Genomic DNA, 17,280 nt, shown 5'->3' with positions numbered 1-17,280 from the left:
TCTATCCCGCCTTCGTCAAAGCCTGGTCGAGATCGGAAATCAGATCCTCGACGGTCTCGATACCGATGGACAGTCGCACCACATCCGGCCCCGCACCTGCGGCGATCTTCTGCGCATCGCTCAATTGCCGATGCGTGGTCGATGCGGGATGGATGATCAGGGACTTGGTATCGCCGATATTGGCCAGATGCGAAAACAGCTGCAGGTGCTCGACCAGCTTGACCCCGGCTTCGTAACCGCCCTTCAGCCCGAAGGTGAAAACCGCACCGGCACCGCGCGGCGCATATTTCTGCTGCAGGGCATGATAGGGGTCGTCCGGCAGCCCGGCATAGCTGACCCAGGCAACCTTTGCGTGGCTGGAAAGCCACTGCGCCACCTTCAACGCATTGTCCGCATGGCGCTGCATGCGCAGCGGCAAGGTCTCGATCCCCGTCAGTATCTGGAACGCGTTGAACGGCGACAGCGCCGGCCCGAGATCGCGCAGGCCGAGGACGCGGCAGGCAATGGCAAAGGCAAAATTGCCGAAGGTTTCGTGCAGCACGATGCCGTTATACTCGCTGCGCGGCTCGGACAGCAGCGGATAGTTGCCCGACTTCGACCAGTCGAACGTGCCGCAATCGACAATCACCCCGCCCATGGAATTGCCATGGCCGCCGAGGAATTTGGTCATGGAATGCACGATGATATCGGCACCATGTTCGATGGGACGGATGAGATAGGGCGACGCCAGCGTGTTGTCGACAATCAGCGGCAGGCCATGCTTGTGGGCGATGGCGGCGATGGCCTCGATATCGGTGACGATGCCGCCGGGATTGGCAAAACTTTCGATGAAGATCGCGCGCGTCCGGTCGTCAATCTGCGATTCGAACGAGGCGAGATCGTCGGGTTCGGCCCAGCGCACATGCCAATCGAAGGACTTGAACGACTGGCCGAACTGATTGATCGAACCGCCATAGAGCTTTCTGGAGGCAATGAAATTGTCGCCGGGCTGCATGAGTGTGTGAAACACCAGGAACTGTGCCGCGTGGCCCGACGCAACCGCCAGCGCCGCGGTGCCGCCTTCCAGTGCCGCCACGCGCTCTTCAAGCACCGCATTGGTCGGGTTGGTGATGCGGGTATAGATATTGCCGAAGGCCTTCAGGCCGAACAGCGATGCGGCGTGGTCGGCATCGTCGAAAACAAAGGCCGTCGTCTGGTAGATCGGCGTGGCACGCGCGCCGGTTGCCGGATCGGGCTGGGCGCCCGCATGCACGGCAAGAGTTTCAATTCCGGGTGCGCGGTGCGCCATGGTTCATCTCCCTGTCATTCCTGATTTTGCTACACGCTATGGGATCGCGGCTTTGCCGCCAACCTATTTTGGCGATCTGAGGCCAAAACTCTGGAAGCCCTGCCGCATCTGCGGTTTTTTCGCCGACAGGATGCGCGAATTGACGCCGCTCCAGCCGATCTCGCCGCACAGCCGCGCATATTCGATCTTCGGGCAGCGATTCATCACCACCTGGATACCCGCCGCTTCGGCCTTGCGTGCCGCTTCGTCGTGGCGAACCGTCAACTGCGTCCAGATAACCTTCGGCAGCGGCGTCAGCGTCAAGACCTCATCGACAATTGCCGGCACGGCCTCGGAGGCGCGGAACACGTCGACCATGTCGATCGCTTCAGGGATATCGGCGAGGCGCGCAAAAACCTTCTGGCCGAGAATGTCCTTGCCCGCCTGTCCCGGATTGACCGGTATGACCCGGTAGCCCTTGTCGATCAGGTACTTCATGACAAAGAAGCTTGGCCGCACCTCATTGGCTGATGCACCCACCATGGCAATGGTTTTGACGGATGAAAGAATGCCGCTGATATAGTCGTCCGGGTAATGATCGTGATCCATGCGCTTATTCGCCCGTCCATTCCGGCTTGCGCTTTTCGATGAAAGCGTTGATGCCTTCCTCCGCATCGCGCGCCAGCATGTTTTCCACCATCACTTGCGCCGTATAGGCATAGGCCTCGGAAAGTCCCATTTCGGCCTGCCGGTAGAAGGCTTCCTTGCCTGTTTTGACGGTTAAAGTCGATTTCTCCGCAATGGCTTGCGCGTATTTCCTGACAATCGGATTCAGGTACTCCTGCGGCACGACCCGGTTGACCAGACCGAACTCCCGTGCGGTCGAGGCATCGATGGTCTCGCCGGTGAGGAGCATTTCCATGGCCTGCTTGCGCGAGACATTGCGCGACAGGGCCACCATCGGCGTCGAGCAGAACAGGCCGATATTGACGCCCGGCGTGCAGAATGTCGCCTTGTCCGAGCAGATCGCCAGGTCGCAGGACGCGACAAGCTGACAACCGGCAGCCGTTGCAAGACCGCCGACGGCGGCAATCACCGGCCTTGGGTGGTGCACGATGGCCTGCATCAGTTCAGCGCAGAGCAGCATCGTCGTCTCGAAAAAGGCCCGGCCCCGATCAGCATCCTGCCGGTGCGCGGTCAGTTCTTTCAGGTCATGGCCCGCCGAAAACAGCTTCTGCGCCGAATCGATGATGATCACGCGCACCGCCTTGTCATCCCGCGCCGCATGCAAATGATCGAGCAGCAGGCGCATCATGGCGAGCGAGAGGGCATTGGCGGGCGGATTCTGCAATGTCAGGCGCAGAACGCCCGAGGCAAGCTCATATCCGACGATTGGTTCATCCTTGCGGATAATGTGAACTTCTCCCATATCGCTCCTCATTCCCCAGCGCTTGCAACCCGGTCAAAGGCTGGTCCATTGTTTATAGAGTGGTTTGATCGAACTCACGTGCTTTTTGACAATAGCGAGATTCTCCGCCGACGGGCGTGCTTTCTCGACCGTTGCCAATCCGCTCCTCAGGCCGTCGATCATTTCCGCCTTCTGCTTATCGGTCAGGTTGGGCATGGACGGAATGGAGGCGATGGCCTTTTCCACCTCCTCGCGCGGTTCCGGATTGGTCACCCAATGATAGGTCACCATGATCGTTCTTGTGGTTTCGCCCCAGTCATTGAAATCCTTGAAGCCGTATTCCGCCGCCTTTTTGTCCAGCCGCGCCGTTGCTTCCGGTGAAAGAACGGCGCTGCCCGCCGCTTCTTCCTTCATCTGCGCGCCAACGGGGGCAAAGCTGTAGAGAAAGCGCTTGATGATATCCTGGGTCAGCGCCACCGGTCGAACCGGCAGGCTGAAAGGTTCGATCTGCGGCGCGGTCTGTGCAAAGGACGGCACTGGAGCCGTAACAGCGAGCCCGACCATGATAATCAGCGAGCCGGATAGGGATCGAAGCAAAGTCATAACTGGCTTCCTTGCAAAGAAGACACGGATGATTAGGAATACCAGCGATCATCGCCAGAGAACAGATGGAGTGCCCTTTGGAAACGGCAATGGATGTAACAGCGTTAACGGCCTTTCTCGAGCGGGAGTTTCCACAGGTGAACGCCGACGGGGTTGCCTACACCGTCACCGGTGCCGGCCCGGGTTATGCCACGATGCGGCTTGATCCGGCGGACCGGCACCTGCGCCCCGGCGGCACGGTATCGGGACCCACCCTGTTTGCCCTTGCCGATATTGCCGCCTATGTGGCGATCCTCGCGCAGATCGGCCCGGTCGCGCTGGCGGTGACGACCAATCTCAACATCAACTTTCTGCGCAAGCCGCAACTCGGGCCCATCGATGCCACGGCAAAGGTGCTCAAGCTGGGCAAACGGCTCGCGGTGATGGATATCGCGCTCACCAATGGCGACGACAACGAACTGGTGGCCCATGCCACCGCGACTTATTCGATTCCGCCGCGCAGCTAGGGCTGCAAGCGGGCTTAAAATCCCGCAAAACGCTGCAAATCCGGGCAAGAAACATGTGGTAATATAATACCTTTTTCGTAAGCTATTGTTTTATAAAGAATATTTGTCAAAACCGCCAAAAACATCTGCTTGACGCGATCCTGTTGGGCCGGTATTGAACCCCTCGACTGCGGTAGGTTCTTCCTGCCGCATTTAACTGTTGCGTGAATGACTACCATTGACGCAACGCAAGCAACAAGAAAAGCCTTCCTATGTGAAGGATGATCTCAAGGACGAACACAATGGCTACCTTCTCTCAGAAGCCAGCAGATGTGACGAAAAAGTGGATCCTGATTGACGCCGAAGGTCTCGTCGTCGGCCGTCTCGCTTCCATCGTCGCCAACATCCTGCGCGGCAAGCACAAAGCAACCTTCACCCCTCACGTTGACGATGGCGACAATGTCATCATCATCAATGCGGAAAAGGTTGCACTCACCGGTAAGAAGTTTACCGACAAGGTTTACTACTGGCACACCGGCCACCCAGGTGGCATCAAGGAACGCACCGCCCGTCAGCTGCTCGAAGGCCGTTTCCCGGAACGCGTCGTTGAAAAGGCCATCGAGCGCATGGTTCCCCGTGGTCCGCTCGGCCGTCGCCAGATGAAGAACCTCCGCGTTTACGCAGGTTCCAATCACCCACATGAAGCTCAGGCCCCAGAAGTCCTCGACGTTGGCGCGCTGAATTCCAAGAACAAAAGGAGCGCATAAGAATGGCTGAGCTCAATTCGCTCGCAGATCTCGGTACTGCCGCCGCATCGACGCAGGCAGCTGCACCGGTTCATGTCCAGAAGCTCGACGCCAATGGCCGCGCCTATGCAACAGGCAAGCGCAAGGATGCGGTTGCCCGCGTCTGGATCAAGCCAGGTTCCGGCAAGATCATCGTCAACGAAAAGGAATACGGCAAGTATTTCGCCCGTCCGGTTCTGCAGATGATCCTGCAGCAGCCAATCGTTGCCGCCAACCGCGCCGGCCAGTACGACATCATCGCGACCGTTGCCGGTGGTGGTCTGTCCGGTCAGGCCGGTGCCGTTCGTCACGGCATTTCCAAGGCCCTCACCTACTTCGAACCTGCCCTGCGCGGTGTTCTGAAGAAGGGTGGTTTCCTCACACGCGACAGCCGCGTTGTTGAACGTAAGAAGTACGGCAAGGCGAAGGCCCGTCGTTCCTTCCAGTTCTCGAAGCGCTAATCCAGCGTTTCAATTGGACAGAACAAAAAGCGGGCCCTCGGGTCCGCTTTTTTGTTGCCAATAAATGCGTTTGCGGTAGCTTCGCCGCCAAGCTGAAGATGCATTATCCCGGAGTTAGAAATCCAATGCCATCGAAGACCATCGATCACGCCTTCACCGCACGGACCCCGACCAGCGCTGCGACCGATCCCACACATGCAGGCGCACTGTCCTTCATGCGCCGGCGCTATACGAAGAATCTGAACGGTGCGGAAGTGGTGGTCTGGGGCATTCCCTTCGACGCCGCGGTTTCCAACCGGCCGGGTGCGCGGTTCGGCCCGCAGGCGATCCGGCGGGCATCGGCTATTTTCGACAATGACCCGCAGTACCCCTTCCAGCGCGATCTGTTCGAAGACCTCGCGGTGATCGACTACGGCGATTGCCTGCTCGACTACGGCAATCACCAGAAGACTCCAGCGACAATCGAGCGCGAAGCGGCCAAGATCGTCAAATCGGGCGCGTTCCTGCTCTCCATGGGCGGCGATCACTTCGTCACATGGCCCATCCTGAAAGCGCATGCGGCCAAGCATGGCCCGGTGGCACTGGTGCAGTTCGATGCGCATCAGGACACCTGGTACGATGACGGCAAGCGCATCGATCATGGCTCCTTTGTCGGCCGGGCAGCGCGCGACGGCGTCATCGACCCCGCGCATTCGATTCAGGTCGGTATTCGCACCCACGCGCCGGATGATTGCGGCCTGCAGATCGTCTACGGTTATGAAGTCGAGGAAATGTCGGCTGCGGAGATTGCCAAGGCGATCATCAAGCGCACCGCGGGCAAACCCGTCTATCTCACCTTCGACATCGATTGCCTCGACCCGGCTTTTGCCCCGGGAACCGGCACGCCCGTTGCCGGCGGCCCGTCGTCGGCGAAAATCCTTTCGGTGCTGCGCCATCTGACCGAACTCAACATTGTCGGCGCCGACGTGGTGGAGGTCGCACCCGCCTATGACCATGCGGATGTGACAGCCATCGCCGGTGCCACAATAGCGATGTACTATCTTGGTATTCTTGCGGAGAAAAAAGCCAAGCGACGAAGCTGACATTCTGATTCAGGGTTCTTACATAATGAATCCGGTTTTCTCGCTAACTCTCTGAATATCAAGCGCCAAAGGCATCTCACATGAAACCGAAAATCTTTATCGACGGCGAACACGGCACCACAGGACTGCAGATCCGGACACGGCTTGCCGGCCGCCACGATCTCGACGTCCTCTCCATTCCGGAAGCGGAGCGGCGCAACAAGGACATGCGCGCCGACTTCCTGAAGAGCGCCGACGTGGCAATCCTCTGCCTGCCGGACGACGCGTCGAAGGAAGCCGTCGCCATCCTTGAAGGCCATAATTCCACGCGGATCATCGATACATCGACGGCGCACCGGATTCATCCTGATTGGGCCTATGGCTTTGCCGAGCTCGACCGGGCGCAGCGGCAGAAGATCGCCGATGCACGGCTGGTGGCTAATCCCGGCTGCTATCCGACCGGCGCGATTTCGCTGGTCCGGCCGCTACGCGATGCCGGCATTCTTCCCGGCGATTACCCGATCACCGTCAATGCGGTTTCCGGCTATACCGGCGGCGGCAAGCAGATGATCGCGCAGATGGAAGATCCCGCTAATCCGGACCATATCAGCGCCAACAATTTCCTCTACGGCTTGCCGCTCAAGCACAAGCACGTGCCGGAACTGCAGACGCACGGCCATCTCGACCGGCGTCCGATCTTCAGTCCCAGCGTCGGCCGCTTTGCCCAGGGGATGATCGTGCAGGTTCCCGTGTTCACCGGCGACCTCAACGGCAATGCCTCGCTGGAATCCATCCATGCTGCCCTGACAGCCCATTATGAAGGTCAGGATATCGTGCAGGTGGTGCCGCTGGCTGAAAGTGCATCGCTTGCAAGAATCGATGCGGAGGAACTGCGCGATACCGACATCATGAAGCTGTTCGTGCTCGGCACGGAAGGTCAGGGACAGGTGAACCTCGTGGCGCTGCTCGACAATCTCGGCAAGGGCGCTTCCGGCGCGGCCGTGCAGAACCTCGACCTCATGCTGAACCATGGCTGACAGCATCCACGAGACGTTCCCGGCCGAATGGCAGATATCTTCTCCGGAACTGTTCGTTGAAACCCATACCAGCCGCATCATCATGGTGCGGCTGGCGGACGGCACACCCGCCGTGGTGAAGGCACTCAACGAAACCGGCATGCGGGAAGAGTTGCGCGGCGTGCACTATCTCGACTGGCATGACGGCAACGGCTCCATCCGCGTGCTGGCCGAAAATGGCAATCTGCTGCTGCTCGAACATGCCGGCAGCCGCACTCTGCTGGACCATCTGAACGCGCATGGCGACGACGCGGCCACTGCGATTGCTGTCGATGTCCTGCTGAAACTGCTGGGCAATAATGGCCAGGGCAAATCCTTCGCACCGGACCTGCGGCCATTGCGCGAACAATATGCCAGCCTGTTCAAGAAGGCGGAAATCGACCGGAACAACGGCGATGCCAGCATTTTTGTTGCAGCGGCGGGAATTGCCGACACGCTGCTCAGCAACCCGGTCGACGTTCAGCCGCTGCATGGCGATGTCCACCACGAGAACATCCTTTTGGGTGATCGCGGCTGGCTTGTCATCGATCCGCAGGGGCTTCTCGGCGATCCGATGTATGATGCTGCCAACATGTTCTACAACCCGTTGGAACGGCAGGATTTGCGCACCAGCGACCAGCGTGTTGCCACCATGGCCCTCACCTTCTCCCGCGCCTTCAACCGCGATATCGGCACCATCCTCGGCTATGCCATGTCGCATGCGGCGCTGTCGGCTTCGTGGCACACGGAAGACGCGAATTTCGAGGAAGCGGAGCGGAGCCTCGGCGTCGCACGGGCAGTGCAACGGGTGATGGCCTCACTGGGTTGAGCGCCGGACCAGGCGGGCGACCGTCAGGAATGTCAGGACGCCGAGAATGCCAACCATGGCGGCAACGGACAGCGCCAGCGTCGGCCCGAGCTTTTCCATGATGAAGGCGAAAATGAACGGCGCGGACGATGATACGATCAGGCGCGCCGAGGTGATTTTACCCAGAATCTCGCCATAGCCCTGATGCCCGAACAGCGCCAGCGGCAGGGTGCCCTGAACGATGCTGTTGAGCCCCGATCCCATGCCGAAGAGCATGGCGAAGACCACGGCGCCCGCCACCAGCGGCACCGGCAGCGGCGCGATCAGCATCAGGAACGACAGGGGGATGAGGGCCGTCGACAGCACGGCGATCGACATCGCCGACAGCTTGGTGCCAAAAACCATGTTTACCAGACGTGCGGCGAACTGCGACGGCCCGAAGATGGCGCCGACCAGAACGGCAGACGTGCCGACACCCACGGCAGCCAGAACAGGCACCAGATGCACGAGCATGGCAGACAGCGAAAAGCTTGCCAGCGAGAACCCCGCCATGATCAGCAGCAGCGCCGAACGCCTGTTCTCGACGGGCAACTGCCCGCCGACGCCCCTGGCGGGTTCATCCGCGCGTTCCTCATGCAGTTTTGGCGAGCGCCGCGTCATCTGCGACAACCAGAAATGGATGGGAAAACAGATGAAGACCTGCAATCCCGCATAGAACAGGTAAATCTCCCGCCACGTAAACACTGTCAGCAGATGTGTTGCCAGCGGCCAGAACAAGGTCGAGGAAAACCCAGCTATCAGCGTCAGATAGGTGATCCGGCGCGGCGCCGTCTGCGGATCGATCTGCACAAGCACCGCGAAGGCGGTGTTGTAGAGGATGAACGGTGTGGCCATCCCCGTTGTCACGAGTGCCGGAGCGAACCAGATCCAGCTTGGCGACAGGACGCAGAGGATGAGTGACAGCGCTGCGGCGAGCGAGCCGAATGTCATCACCCGCCCCGCTCCGAAGCGGTCGGCCCAGCGGCCGGACCATGGCGAGATGATGCCGCCGATCAGAAGCGTGCCGGAGAAGGCCGCAAACAGCCATTGGCGGGACTGGCCGAACTCCTGCGCCATGGCCGGTTCGAGAATGCTGAAACTGTAATAGAGCGTGCCGTAGCTGACGATCTGCGTGACACCCAGACCTGTAACGGCGGCCAGTGAGCGTCTTGCGCTGAGAATCATGATGGTTGCTTTCGATACGGCGGGAATGCCCCGCTGTCCGTAGCCAGCGAAGCTCTCGAATCACTACACCGAGTCTCGGTGCAAATACAGTTCACCCTATCGCCGGGCAGAAATTTCCGTTGGCAAGGGGTATGCGCCCTTGGTTGCGCGCCAATGGGCAACGGCGAAACCCAGGATGACGATGGCAAATCCCTGATGCAAAAGGCCCAGGCTCATCGGCACCTGCATCAGCAGCGTGGTGATGCCGATGGCTGCCTGCGTGAGGACAAGGACCACCAGGAATATCGCACGCCGCGCATGGGTGGTACCCGGCAGGCGCCGCACCGTCGAGACCGCCTGCCACAGCGCCGCAAGCAGCACGAAATAGGCGAAGCAGCGGTGAACGAACTGCACGGTCTTGGGATTCTCGAAGAAATTGTGCCAGATGGGCTGGATCGGGAACATGTCGCCGGGAATGACGGCCCCATCCATCAGCGGCCAGGTATTGTAGGAAAGACCGGCATCCAGCCCGGCAACCAGGGCGCCGAGGTAAATCTGGATGAAGACAAACACCACGAACCAACCTGCCAGACGTTGGATGCCGCTGCCGGCCGGCCGTTCCGAATAGACGGCAAGACCGCGTGCCACGTACATTACGGCGGCAAAGATGATGCAGGCGAGCGTCAAATGGGTCGCCAGCCTGTACTGGCTGACGTCGACGCGGCCGCTGAGACCCGATGCAACCATCCACCAGCCCACGGCGCCCTGCAGGCCGCCAAGCGCCAGGATGCCGATCATGCGCGGCTTCAGCAGCCGTTCAAGCCGGCCGGTCAGCCAGAAGAAGGCAAGCGGAATGGCGACGAGGAAGCCGACGCCCCGCGCCAGGAACCGGTGCGACCACTCCCACCAGAAAATGCGCTGGAATTCGCCAAGGCTCATGCCCTTGTTGAGCTGTTCGTACTGCGGAATGAGCTTGTATTTCTCGAACTCTTCCAGCCATTGCGCGTGGTTCAAGGGAGGAATGATGCCGTGGATCGGCTTCCATTCGGTGATTGAAAGGCCCGAACCGGTCATGCGCGTCGCACCGCCGACCAGAACGATCGTGGCGAGCACAAGCAGCACGAGATAGAGCCACACGCGGATCAGTCTGCGGTTGCGCGCTTCGCGATCTCCGGCGGAGGACACAGCGCCTTCGGATAGGGTGTGGGCGGCCATTCAAAACACTCCTGTAACTGGCCGGATAGGTGCAGCATATGCGCCGGGATGACAAGCCGGGTTTACGCGACAAGCCGTCGCGTTTTTACCGCAAGGGGGGCTTTTTTGCTTTTCGGCTGCGGCTTAACCGGTTAGATGAGACCCTTGCGCACGTGTTGCAGATGAAAAAGACCAGAACTGGAATGGATTCATGCCCGTAAGGCTCAAGAAACTCATCGGAACCATCCTGCTGGTTACCCTGGTTTGCGTCTACGCTATCGTCGCCACGATCTTCGCCGTGGCGCTGCTTGCCAATGCCAGCCCGTGGATCCACCTGATCTATTTTCTTGGCACCGGCCTGCTTTGGGTCATTCCCGCCATGTTCATCATCAGCTGGATGGAAAAAGCACCAAAGAAGAAAGCCTAACTCAGGCCTGAATGACGCGCCGCCCCGCATTGGCAATCGGCGTCGTCACCCCGCTCATCATCGTCTGGGCGTAAACCAGCTTCTGGAAGCGGCCATTGATGGAGATGCGCGGCAAGGCATGCAGATTGTTGCTGTGCTCGGTATGGATGGTTCCATGCCGGGTCGTAACACCAGACAGGAAACCCTCTGCCGCGGCAATTTCCGCCTCCCGCTTACCGGCCGCCTTGGCTGAGCCGTAGGGATAGGCAAAATGCTGCGGCCGCCGCCCGAGCTGGTCCTCGATCATGCCTGCCGACAGATGCATTTCCTGCGCGACCATGCCCGCCGTCAGCTTTTTCAGATTGTAGTGGTGCACCGTGTGGCCGCCGATGGTGCACAGCGGATCGCGGTCCATCTGGCGGATTTCGTTCCAGCTCATGACATCGCGGTCCGGCGCGACGCTGCACACCATATCCTCCGCCGCGCACATCTCGCGCAGGACAGGCATCTGTTCCAGTTCGGTCAGCGTATATGAGAAATACCGCATAATGGCATGAAAAGCCGATCTTTTCTGGGAAAGCGTCCCGCATCGCCATTCCGGCCCGTCGGGGATTCGGATGAAATCCGCCTTGGCGACAAGACTTTCGACCACTTCCCACCACAGCACCGCCGCCCCTTCGATGAAACCCGGTGCGACATACACGACGAACGGCACCGAATGTTTCTGGAAGACGGGATAGGCGTGGTGGAAATTATCGTCATAGCCATCGTCAAGCGTCACCGCGACGAAACGCCGGTCGGAACGTTTGCCGCTCTTCACCCGTTCGACCACCTCGTCCATGGAAATGAACTCGGTTCCCTCGGATTTGAGCGAAACGATGATCTGTTCAAGGAACGCTGGCGCGATGGACAGGGAGCGCGTCACGCCAAGCGGGCTGACGCAGTCCGGACGGACGCGATGCAGCATGATGATCGAGCCCAGCCCGCCAAAATGCTCGCGCGCCGTCGACGCAAAACCGGTGTGCCACGCCAGTCGCATCACGGCCTTTCGTATCAAGTCGGCCGCGTGGACCATTCCTTCACCAATTCGCGCTAATAGGCATGTTGAAACGGGATCGTGACCGTCATTTCATGCAGATTAAGTGTTTATATATCGTTGATCAACGGCATGGTATTTGACGCAACACCGCTTTCACTGGAACCCGCCATGCCTTTACCCCATCTCGATCCAAGAATCATTGCGGCACCCGGTGAAATCGCAACAATCTGGCGATCCCTGCCGCAGAACCATGTCTGCGGCCCGGCACAGTCCGAAGATTGGGTTTCCCTGTGGCAGTCGAATGTCAATGCGGATTGCCTGATCGCCTGCCTCTGCGCCGGAGAAATACCGGTCTTCGTTCTGCCGCTGGCGATCAGCCGGTCCGGCCCCTTCAGGGTCGCCGCCTACCCCGGCGGGCCGCATGCCAACTGCAATTTCCCCGTTGTGTCCCCCGCGCATGCCGTCAGCCCCGGCGACCTGAACCGGCTCTTCGAGGCCCTGCACCAGTCGCGGCCGGACATCGACCTCGTCACGCTGGAACGGCAGCTTCCGCTGCTCGACGGTTGCGCCAACCCGCTGCTGCAACTGCCGAACCGGGAAAATGCCAATATCAGTCTGGCGATCACGCTGGACCGCAATTTTCAGACGGTTCTCGAGCGCCACAACGCCAAGCGCAAGAAGAAAAAACACCGCAACAGCATCGGCAAGTTTGCGGAGGCCGGCGGGTATCGCATTGTCACGGCAACAGTGCCAAGCGAGGCCGATGCCATGCTTGAGAGCTACCTTGCAAACAAGGCGGAAAAGTTCGCCAGATCCGGGATCAGGAATACCTTTGAACCCGAGGAAATTCAGCGTTTCTTCCAGCAGCTGTTTGCCCGGCACGCGGCGAAGGAACAGCCCTTGTTCCAGCTCAAAGCCGTCGAGGTCGCCGGGCGTTATCGGGCGGTCCTCGGCAAATCCCGGGCGGGAACGCAGACCTTCATCGACTTCATCGGCATTGCCGACGATGACATGAGCAATGCCAGTCCGGGTGAGTTCCTGTTTTTCGAAGACATTCAGGACAGTTGCAACGCCGACCTTGCCTCCTATAGTTTCGGGGTCGGCGACGAGCCGTACAAGCGGAACTGGTGCGATGTCGAAACGCTGCTCCATGACACGCAGCACAGCCTGACGGCCAAGGGCCGCGCCTGTGCCGCCTACCGCGCCGCCCGCGGCAATCTCGTGCGTGCCGTCAAGAGAAATGACCACCTGTGGACCGCGGTGAAAAAACTGCGGTCCCGGCTCTTTGGCCGCGCCTGAACAGTCTCAGTGGCGATGGCTCGTGGCAGCGGCGCGGACGATCAACCCGTCGTCCAGCTCAAGCGAGCCATCCTTGAACGGGGTGAGAAGCTCGGGCTTGATGAACTCGCCGTCAAACAGCGCCATGGATATCGCCTTGACGCCACGGTCTTCAGGATCGACCAGGCTCAGCACGAGTTCGGAACCATCGTCGACAATGTGCTTCAGCTCGGCCGCCGTGGCCGGTCCGCTGTCGATGACCACCAGATCATAGGCGGACTGCAAGGCATTGAGAATCATCGGCAGGCGCCCGATGGACTGCATGGCCTTGACGGGGTCATGGATGCCGAGGGGAATGAGTTCCGCCTGCGAATAATGATCGGCGTGGATGACTTCGCTGAATGACCGCTCATTGGCCAAAAGGTCGGTCATCCCCGCGAGATTCTGGCCATCCAGCATGGAACGGCCGATTTCACCCGATCCGGTCATATCGATCAGAACGACCCGCACGCCGCGATCGGCAAGCTCCCGCACCAGCAATATGGTCAGCGCGGAGGCCTCGTCCCCTTCCGGCGACACGATAACCGCGCGGGCGGCGCCGCTTGCCATCAGGCGGTCGGCAACGCCGGCAACACCCGAATGATCCGCATGGTGATCGGGACTTTCTGCGGATGGCGCGGCAGCCAGAACCGGGGCTGCAACGGATGGCGCCGTGAATACCGGTGTGGCAACCGGCGACGGCTCCGCATGCAGGGGCTTGCTGTTTTCAACCGGAGGCACAGCCGCTGCCACGATTGTCGGGGGAGCGACCACCTTGGGTTCCACCACACCAACATCTGCAACGGCCGTGTGCGCAGGACGCAGGGCCCGGCCGCTGAACAAGGCGCTGAGCAGCGTGCCGATGCTCAGGACCAGCAGCGAGGCGACAAAGGCCGCAGCGGTCATCGGGAAAACCTTGGGGAAATACGGCTCGACCGGCTTGTCCGCACGGGAGAAAATCCGGACATCGGCAGGCAGATAGCCGCGATCCGTGCGTGAGGAAGCCTCGCGGTAGCGCGTCAGGTATGATTCGAGCAGCTGGCGTTGCGCCGTCGCCTCGCGCTCCAGTGCGCGCAATTCCACTTCTTCTTCGCCTGCCTTGGATGATTGCGCCTTCAAACCGTTGAGGGTGCGCGTCAGTTCGGATTCACGCAGACGGGACGTTTCCGCCTCGTTTTCAAGGCTGGCAAGCACCTTGCGGGCCTCCAGCCTGATCTGCTGATCGAGATCGGCCAGCTGTGACCGCAATGCCTTGATGCGCGGGTGGCCGCTGAGCAGGGACGCGGACAGATCGGCAATGTCGTTGTTGAGCTGAACCTGACGTTCGCGCAGCCGCTGGATCAGCGGCGACGCCATCACATCAGGCAGGGTTTCCACCGGGGCACCCTTGGCGAGCGCTGTGCGAATACCCGTCGCTTTGGCTTCACTGGCCGCCTTGCTGGCGCGCACGCGCGACAGTTCCGATGACAGTTCGGACAGCTGCTGCGTGGCCAAAACCGCATTGTTCTGGCCGATCAGCAGGTCAGACGAGCTGCGATAGGCGGCAACCTTGGCTTCGGCATCCTTCACCCGCTTGCTCAGATCGGCAATTTCAGGTTCGAGCCAGCCGGTGGCATCGGCATTCGACTGGGATTTCGACGCCTGTTGCGTTGCCACATATTCATCCGCGATGGCATTTGGCACCGCGGCGGACAGCGTCGGGTCCTTCGAGGAAAACTGGATGACGATGACGCGCGAATTCTGAACGCTGTAGACCACGAGGCGATCGCGCACGGCCTGCAGGATATAATCATCGCGCGCCGTGGCATCGGGATCGGCCGCCAGGCCAAGCTTGGCCAGGATACGCGTCAGCGCTGACGGATCGGCACCAGCAGCGAGTTCAGCATTGTTGCCCAGGTCGAGTTTTGCGATCACCCGCTTCAACAGGTCGGACGAACCGATGAGTTCCACCTGGCTCTTGATTCCCTCCTGATCGAGAATCGGCCGGTCGTCACCCTGCTCGCCGCTGGGGCGGGTAAACACGGATTCGCGCGTCTCGATGAGAATGCGTGTTTCCGCGCGGTATTTGGGCGAAATAAGCGAAAGAACCAGGAACGCCGCCAGCGTCAGCAGAATGGCGCCCAGCAAAACGCGCACCCTGTTGCGCCATAAACTGGCAAACAGCGCACCAACGTCAATATCCACGTCACTATCGACAGAGCCAGCCCGAGGCATTCCCCACTCCACTTTGAATGCCGCAATGGTAAAGACCCATGGTAACCAGCGGGTTAAAATATCCGGACTATAAAGCAGACAGCGCAACAAAAGTGCACGCGCAGTTTACCAGCCATTAACCCTAATGAACTGATAATCCCGCTCAGAGTCGAGCGAATTCGTCGCCATTGTTGCAAGGGTATTTACGGTGTTCAGCAAGCAAATCTTTCTGGTCGCGATCAGCGTTGTGTCGATGACACTCGGCGGCTGCGCCAGTTATCGCCCTGCCCCTGCGGCATTTCACGACGCCATCAACAAACCCTACCTGCTCGATGCGGGTGACCGGGTGCGCCTGACCGTGTTCGAACAGGAAGGCTTGACCAATACCTACAGCGTTGATCAGGCCGGTTATATCTCGGTGCCGCTCATCGGCAGCGTGCCTGCCCGCGGCAAGACAATCCAGCAGATCGAAGCCGCCGTGGCCGCCAAGCTGCGCAAGGGCTATTTGCGTGATCCTGATGTCGCCGTGGAAGTCGACCGCTACCGGCCGATCTTCGTCATGGGCGAAGTCGGCGCCGCCGGTCAGTATTCCTACGTGCCGGGAATGACCGCCCAGAAGGCGATTGCCGCTGCCGGCGGTTTCAGCGCCCGGGCCAATCAGGGGGATGTCGACATCACCCGCCAGCTCAACGGTGAAATCCTCACCGGCCGCGTGACGATTTCCGATCCCGTCCTGCCCGGCGATACCGTCTATGTGCGCGAGCGCTTCTTCTGATCGCGGGAGATGAGCGACAGCCGATCCCTTCGTATTGTTCACTGCTTTCGCGCACCTGTCGGGGGAATATTCCGGCACGTGCGCGATCTCATTGATGCGCAGATAAAGGCAGGACATCAGGTCGGCGTTGTCTGCGACGCCTCGACCGGCGGGGATTTCGAAGAGGCTCTGCTGGCACAGATGCGGGACAAGCTGGCATTGGGGATGAAACGCATTGCCATGCAGCGGCAGATCGGCCCCGGCGATGTGATGGCGGCCGTGCGCACCCGCAAGACGCTCAAGGCAATGCAGCCGGATATCCTGCATGGACACGGCGCCAAGGGCGGCACCTATGCCAGACTGTTCGGCTCGCTGCTGCGGCTTTCGGGAAAGCGCGTTGCGCGGTTTTACTCTCCGCATGGCGGCAGCCTGCACTACAGCCCGGCCACCACGGCCGGCCGCGTGATTTTTCGCATCGAGCGCTTCATGGAAGGGATGACCGACCGGATCATCTTTGTCTCCGCTTTCGAGCGTGACACATACATCACCAAGGTCGGCGCGCCGCGCTGCAAATCCGCGCTGATCTATAACGGTCTGGCGGATGCTGATTTTGAACCCGTCCGGCCGGACAAGGATGCCGCGGATTTCCTGTTCATCGGCGAACTGCGCAGCCTGAAAGGGCCTGATATTTTTATCGACGCCCTGGCAGGCGTGAGCACCATGGGCGGACAGGCGCCGACCGCCATCATGGTTGGCGATGGCGGCGAGCGCGATCCGCTTGTCCGGCAGGCTGAAGCGACGGGCATGCACGCGCAGATCAGGTTCCTGCCGCCCATGCAGGCGCGCACAGCGTTTCGTCTTGCCCGGATTGTGGTCATTCCCTCCCGCGCCGAAGCCCTGCCCTACATTGTCCTGGAAGCGCTGGCCGCCGGCCGGCCCGTCATCGTCAGCCGTGTCGGCGGCATTCCTGAGATAGTGGGTGAGAATTCCGTCGCCCTGGTGCAACCGGATGCGCAGGAGCTTGCCCGCAAGATGGTCGCCGTTCTCGGCGATCCCGCCGCCTATCTGGCTGCCCTTCCCGGTCCCGATCAGATCAGGCAACGCTTCAGCGCCGACAGCATGGCGGCGCAGCTCGAGACGGAATATTTTGCCGCGCTGAATGAATAGGCCGAACCCCGTCCGCATGCATTTTTCAGGCAAGCATTCCTTAGCTCATCCGTGATATGACGGATCAATCGAAC

18 protein-coding genes are annotated in these 17,280 nt (G+C 60.3%); 10 read left to right on the top strand and 8 right to left on the bottom strand.

Translation table 11 applies throughout. The annotated features are described in order from the left end of the window. Position 1 precedes the first annotated feature (1 nt). The 4 genes from J1W56_RS23800 to J1W56_RS23785 form a co-directional block, all read right to left on the bottom strand. The gene (locus J1W56_RS23800) at positions 2-1,288 is read right to left on the bottom strand and encodes an O-acetylhomoserine aminocarboxypropyltransferase (RefSeq protein WP_223615757.1); all 1,287 of its coding nucleotides are present in this window, start codon (positions 1,286-1,288) and stop codon (positions 2-4) included. Positions 1,289-1,351: 63 nt separating this feature from the next. After that, positions 1,352-1,876 (bottom strand): CoA-binding protein, encoded by a 525-nt coding sequence (locus tag J1W56_RS23795; protein ID WP_223615756.1) that lies wholly within the window; start codon positions 1,874-1,876, stop codon positions 1,352-1,354. 4 nt (positions 1,877-1,880) lie between these two features. Beyond that, positions 1,881-2,696 carry an enoyl-CoA hydratase gene (locus tag J1W56_RS23790; RefSeq protein ID WP_223615755.1) on the bottom strand — a complete coding sequence of 272 codons (816 nt, stop codon included), beginning with the start codon at positions 2,694-2,696 and terminating at the stop codon, positions 1,881-1,883. Positions 2,697-2,729: 33 nt separating this feature from the next. After that, positions 2,730-3,278 carry a hypothetical protein gene (locus J1W56_RS23785; protein ID WP_223615754.1) on the bottom strand — a complete coding sequence of 183 codons (549 nt, stop codon included), beginning with the start codon at positions 3,276-3,278 and terminating at the stop codon, positions 2,730-2,732. Between the two features lie 89 nt (positions 3,279-3,367). Here J1W56_RS23785 and J1W56_RS23780 point away from each other — a divergent pair, with 89 nt between their 5' ends. From J1W56_RS23780 to J1W56_RS23755, 6 genes are all read left to right on the top strand, one after another. Next, complete coding sequence (locus tag J1W56_RS23780; protein ID WP_223615753.1) at positions 3,368-3,784, top strand: PaaI family thioesterase; 417 nt, start codon at positions 3,368-3,370, stop codon at positions 3,782-3,784. 281 nt (positions 3,785-4,065) lie between these two features. Then, positions 4,066-4,530, top strand: coding sequence for a 50S ribosomal protein L13 (rplM, locus tag J1W56_RS23775; protein WP_182547164.1), 465 nt, complete (start codon positions 4,066-4,068; stop codon positions 4,528-4,530). 2 nt (positions 4,531-4,532) lie between these two features. Continuing rightward, positions 4,533-5,009 (top strand): 30S ribosomal protein S9, encoded by a 477-nt coding sequence (gene rpsI, locus J1W56_RS23770; RefSeq protein ID WP_182547165.1) that lies wholly within the window; start codon positions 4,533-4,535, stop codon positions 5,007-5,009. A gap of 125 nt (positions 5,010-5,134) precedes the next feature. Beyond that, positions 5,135-6,091 (top strand): agmatinase, encoded by a 957-nt coding sequence (gene speB, locus J1W56_RS23765; protein WP_223615752.1) that lies wholly within the window; start codon positions 5,135-5,137, stop codon positions 6,089-6,091. Between the two features lie 80 nt (positions 6,092-6,171). Then, positions 6,172-7,107, top strand: coding sequence for an N-acetyl-gamma-glutamyl-phosphate reductase (gene argC, locus J1W56_RS23760; RefSeq protein ID WP_223615751.1), 936 nt, complete (start codon positions 6,172-6,174; stop codon positions 7,105-7,107). Then, positions 7,100-7,954 carry an aminoglycoside phosphotransferase family protein gene (locus J1W56_RS23755; RefSeq protein WP_223615750.1) on the top strand — a complete coding sequence of 285 codons (855 nt, stop codon included), beginning with the start codon at positions 7,100-7,102 and terminating at the stop codon, positions 7,952-7,954. Before argC ends, J1W56_RS23755 begins: the two co-directional genes overlap by 8 nt. On the opposite strand, the gene arsK is transcribed toward J1W56_RS23755, so the two are convergent. Together arsK and J1W56_RS23745 are read right to left on the bottom strand one after the other, a co-directional pair. Further along, a complete protein-coding gene (gene arsK, locus J1W56_RS23750) occupies positions 7,943-9,157 on the bottom strand; it encodes an arsenite efflux MFS transporter ArsK (protein WP_223615749.1) in 1,215 nt (404 codons plus the stop codon). The two genes, J1W56_RS23755 and arsK, sit on opposite strands and share 12 nt — an antisense overlap. 96 nt (positions 9,158-9,253) lie before the next feature. Then, a complete protein-coding gene (locus tag J1W56_RS23745; protein ID WP_223615748.1) occupies positions 9,254-10,351 on the bottom strand; it encodes a COX15/CtaA family protein in 1,098 nt (365 codons plus the stop codon). A gap of 190 nt (positions 10,352-10,541) precedes the next feature. Between J1W56_RS23745 and J1W56_RS23740 the strand changes: the two genes are divergently transcribed. Further along, entirely contained in the window at positions 10,542-10,757 is a 216-nt protein-coding gene (locus J1W56_RS23740; RefSeq protein WP_105735541.1) for a DUF2842 domain-containing protein, read from the top strand. Between the two features lies 1 nt (position 10,758). Here J1W56_RS23740 and J1W56_RS23735 read toward each other — a convergent pair whose 3' ends face one another. Further along, positions 10,759-11,775 (bottom strand): polysaccharide deacetylase family protein, encoded by a 1,017-nt coding sequence (locus tag J1W56_RS23735; RefSeq protein ID WP_223615778.1) that lies wholly within the window; start codon positions 11,773-11,775, stop codon positions 10,759-10,761. A gap of 168 nt (positions 11,776-11,943) precedes the next feature. Between J1W56_RS23735 and J1W56_RS23730 the strand changes: the two genes are divergently transcribed. Beyond that, on the top strand, positions 11,944-13,074 hold the full coding sequence (locus J1W56_RS23730) for a GNAT family N-acetyltransferase (RefSeq protein ID WP_223615747.1): 1,131 nt from the start codon (positions 11,944-11,946) through the stop codon (positions 13,072-13,074). Positions 13,075-13,080: 6 nt separating this feature from the next. On the opposite strand, the gene J1W56_RS23725 is transcribed toward J1W56_RS23730, so the two are convergent. Beyond that, positions 13,081-15,306, bottom strand: coding sequence for a GumC family protein (locus J1W56_RS23725; RefSeq protein ID WP_223615746.1), 2,226 nt, complete (start codon positions 15,304-15,306; stop codon positions 13,081-13,083). A gap of 232 nt (positions 15,307-15,538) precedes the next feature. On the opposite strand from J1W56_RS23725, the gene J1W56_RS23720 reads away from it, so the two are divergent. Further along, positions 15,539-16,060: a polysaccharide biosynthesis/export family protein gene (locus tag J1W56_RS23720; RefSeq protein WP_223615777.1), complete on the top strand. Its 522-nt coding sequence runs from the start codon at positions 15,539-15,541 to the stop codon at positions 16,058-16,060. 9 nt (positions 16,061-16,069) lie between these two features. Next, complete coding sequence (locus tag J1W56_RS23715) at positions 16,070-17,206, top strand: glycosyltransferase family 4 protein (protein ID WP_223615745.1); 1,137 nt, start codon at positions 16,070-16,072, stop codon at positions 17,204-17,206. Positions 17,207-17,280: the final 74 nt, after the last annotated feature.

Source organism: Phyllobacterium calauticae (assembly GCF_019991125.1).
Taxonomy (GTDB): domain Bacteria; phylum Pseudomonadota; class Alphaproteobacteria; order Rhizobiales; family Rhizobiaceae; genus Phyllobacterium; species Phyllobacterium calauticae.
The sequence above is the reverse complement of the archived record's forward strand: the minus strand, read 5'-3'. Positions and strand labels throughout refer to the sequence as shown.

Coding starts and splice junctions, on each gene's coding strand:
- speB (WP_223615752.1), top strand. CDS start 5,135: ATGCCATCGAAGACCATCGATCACGCCTTCACCGCACGGACCCCGACC.
- J1W56_RS23780 (WP_223615753.1), top strand. CDS start 3,368: ATGGATGTAACAGCGTTAACGGCCTTTCTCGAGCGGGAGTTTCCACAG.
- J1W56_RS23740 (WP_105735541.1), top strand. CDS start 10,542: ATGCCCGTAAGGCTCAAGAAACTCATCGGAACCATCCTGCTGGTTACC.
- J1W56_RS23790 (WP_223615755.1), bottom strand. CDS start 2,696: ATGGGAGAAGTTCACATTATCCGCAAGGATGAACCAATCGTCGGATAT.
- J1W56_RS23755 (WP_223615750.1), top strand. CDS start 7,100: ATGGCTGACAGCATCCACGAGACGTTCCCGGCCGAATGGCAGATATCT.
- argC (WP_223615751.1), top strand. CDS start 6,172: ATGAAACCGAAAATCTTTATCGACGGCGAACACGGCACCACAGGACTG.
- J1W56_RS23730 (WP_223615747.1), top strand. CDS start 11,944: ATGCCTTTACCCCATCTCGATCCAAGAATCATTGCGGCACCCGGTGAA.
- J1W56_RS23745 (WP_223615748.1), bottom strand. CDS start 10,351: ATGGCCGCCCACACCCTATCCGAAGGCGCTGTGTCCTCCGCCGGAGAT.
- J1W56_RS23785 (WP_223615754.1), bottom strand. CDS start 3,278: ATGACTTTGCTTCGATCCCTATCCGGCTCGCTGATTATCATGGTCGGG.
- J1W56_RS23795 (WP_223615756.1), bottom strand. CDS start 1,876: ATGGATCACGATCATTACCCGGACGACTATATCAGCGGCATTCTTTCA.
- arsK (WP_223615749.1), bottom strand. CDS start 9,157: ATGATTCTCAGCGCAAGACGCTCACTGGCCGCCGTTACAGGTCTGGGT.
- J1W56_RS23725 (WP_223615746.1), bottom strand. CDS start 15,306: ATGCCTCGGGCTGGCTCTGTCGATAGTGACGTGGATATTGACGTTGGT.
- J1W56_RS23800 (WP_223615757.1), bottom strand. CDS start 1,288: ATGGCGCACCGCGCACCCGGAATTGAAACTCTTGCCGTGCATGCGGGC.
- J1W56_RS23715 (WP_223615745.1), top strand. CDS start 16,070: ATGAGCGACAGCCGATCCCTTCGTATTGTTCACTGCTTTCGCGCACCT.
- rpsI (WP_182547165.1), top strand. CDS start 4,533: ATGGCTGAGCTCAATTCGCTCGCAGATCTCGGTACTGCCGCCGCATCG.
- rplM (WP_182547164.1), top strand. CDS start 4,066: ATGGCTACCTTCTCTCAGAAGCCAGCAGATGTGACGAAAAAGTGGATC.
- J1W56_RS23735 (WP_223615778.1), bottom strand. CDS start 11,775: ATGCGACTGGCGTGGCACACCGGTTTTGCGTCGACGGCGCGCGAGCAT.
- J1W56_RS23720 (WP_223615777.1), top strand. CDS start 15,539: ATGACACTCGGCGGCTGCGCCAGTTATCGCCCTGCCCCTGCGGCATTT.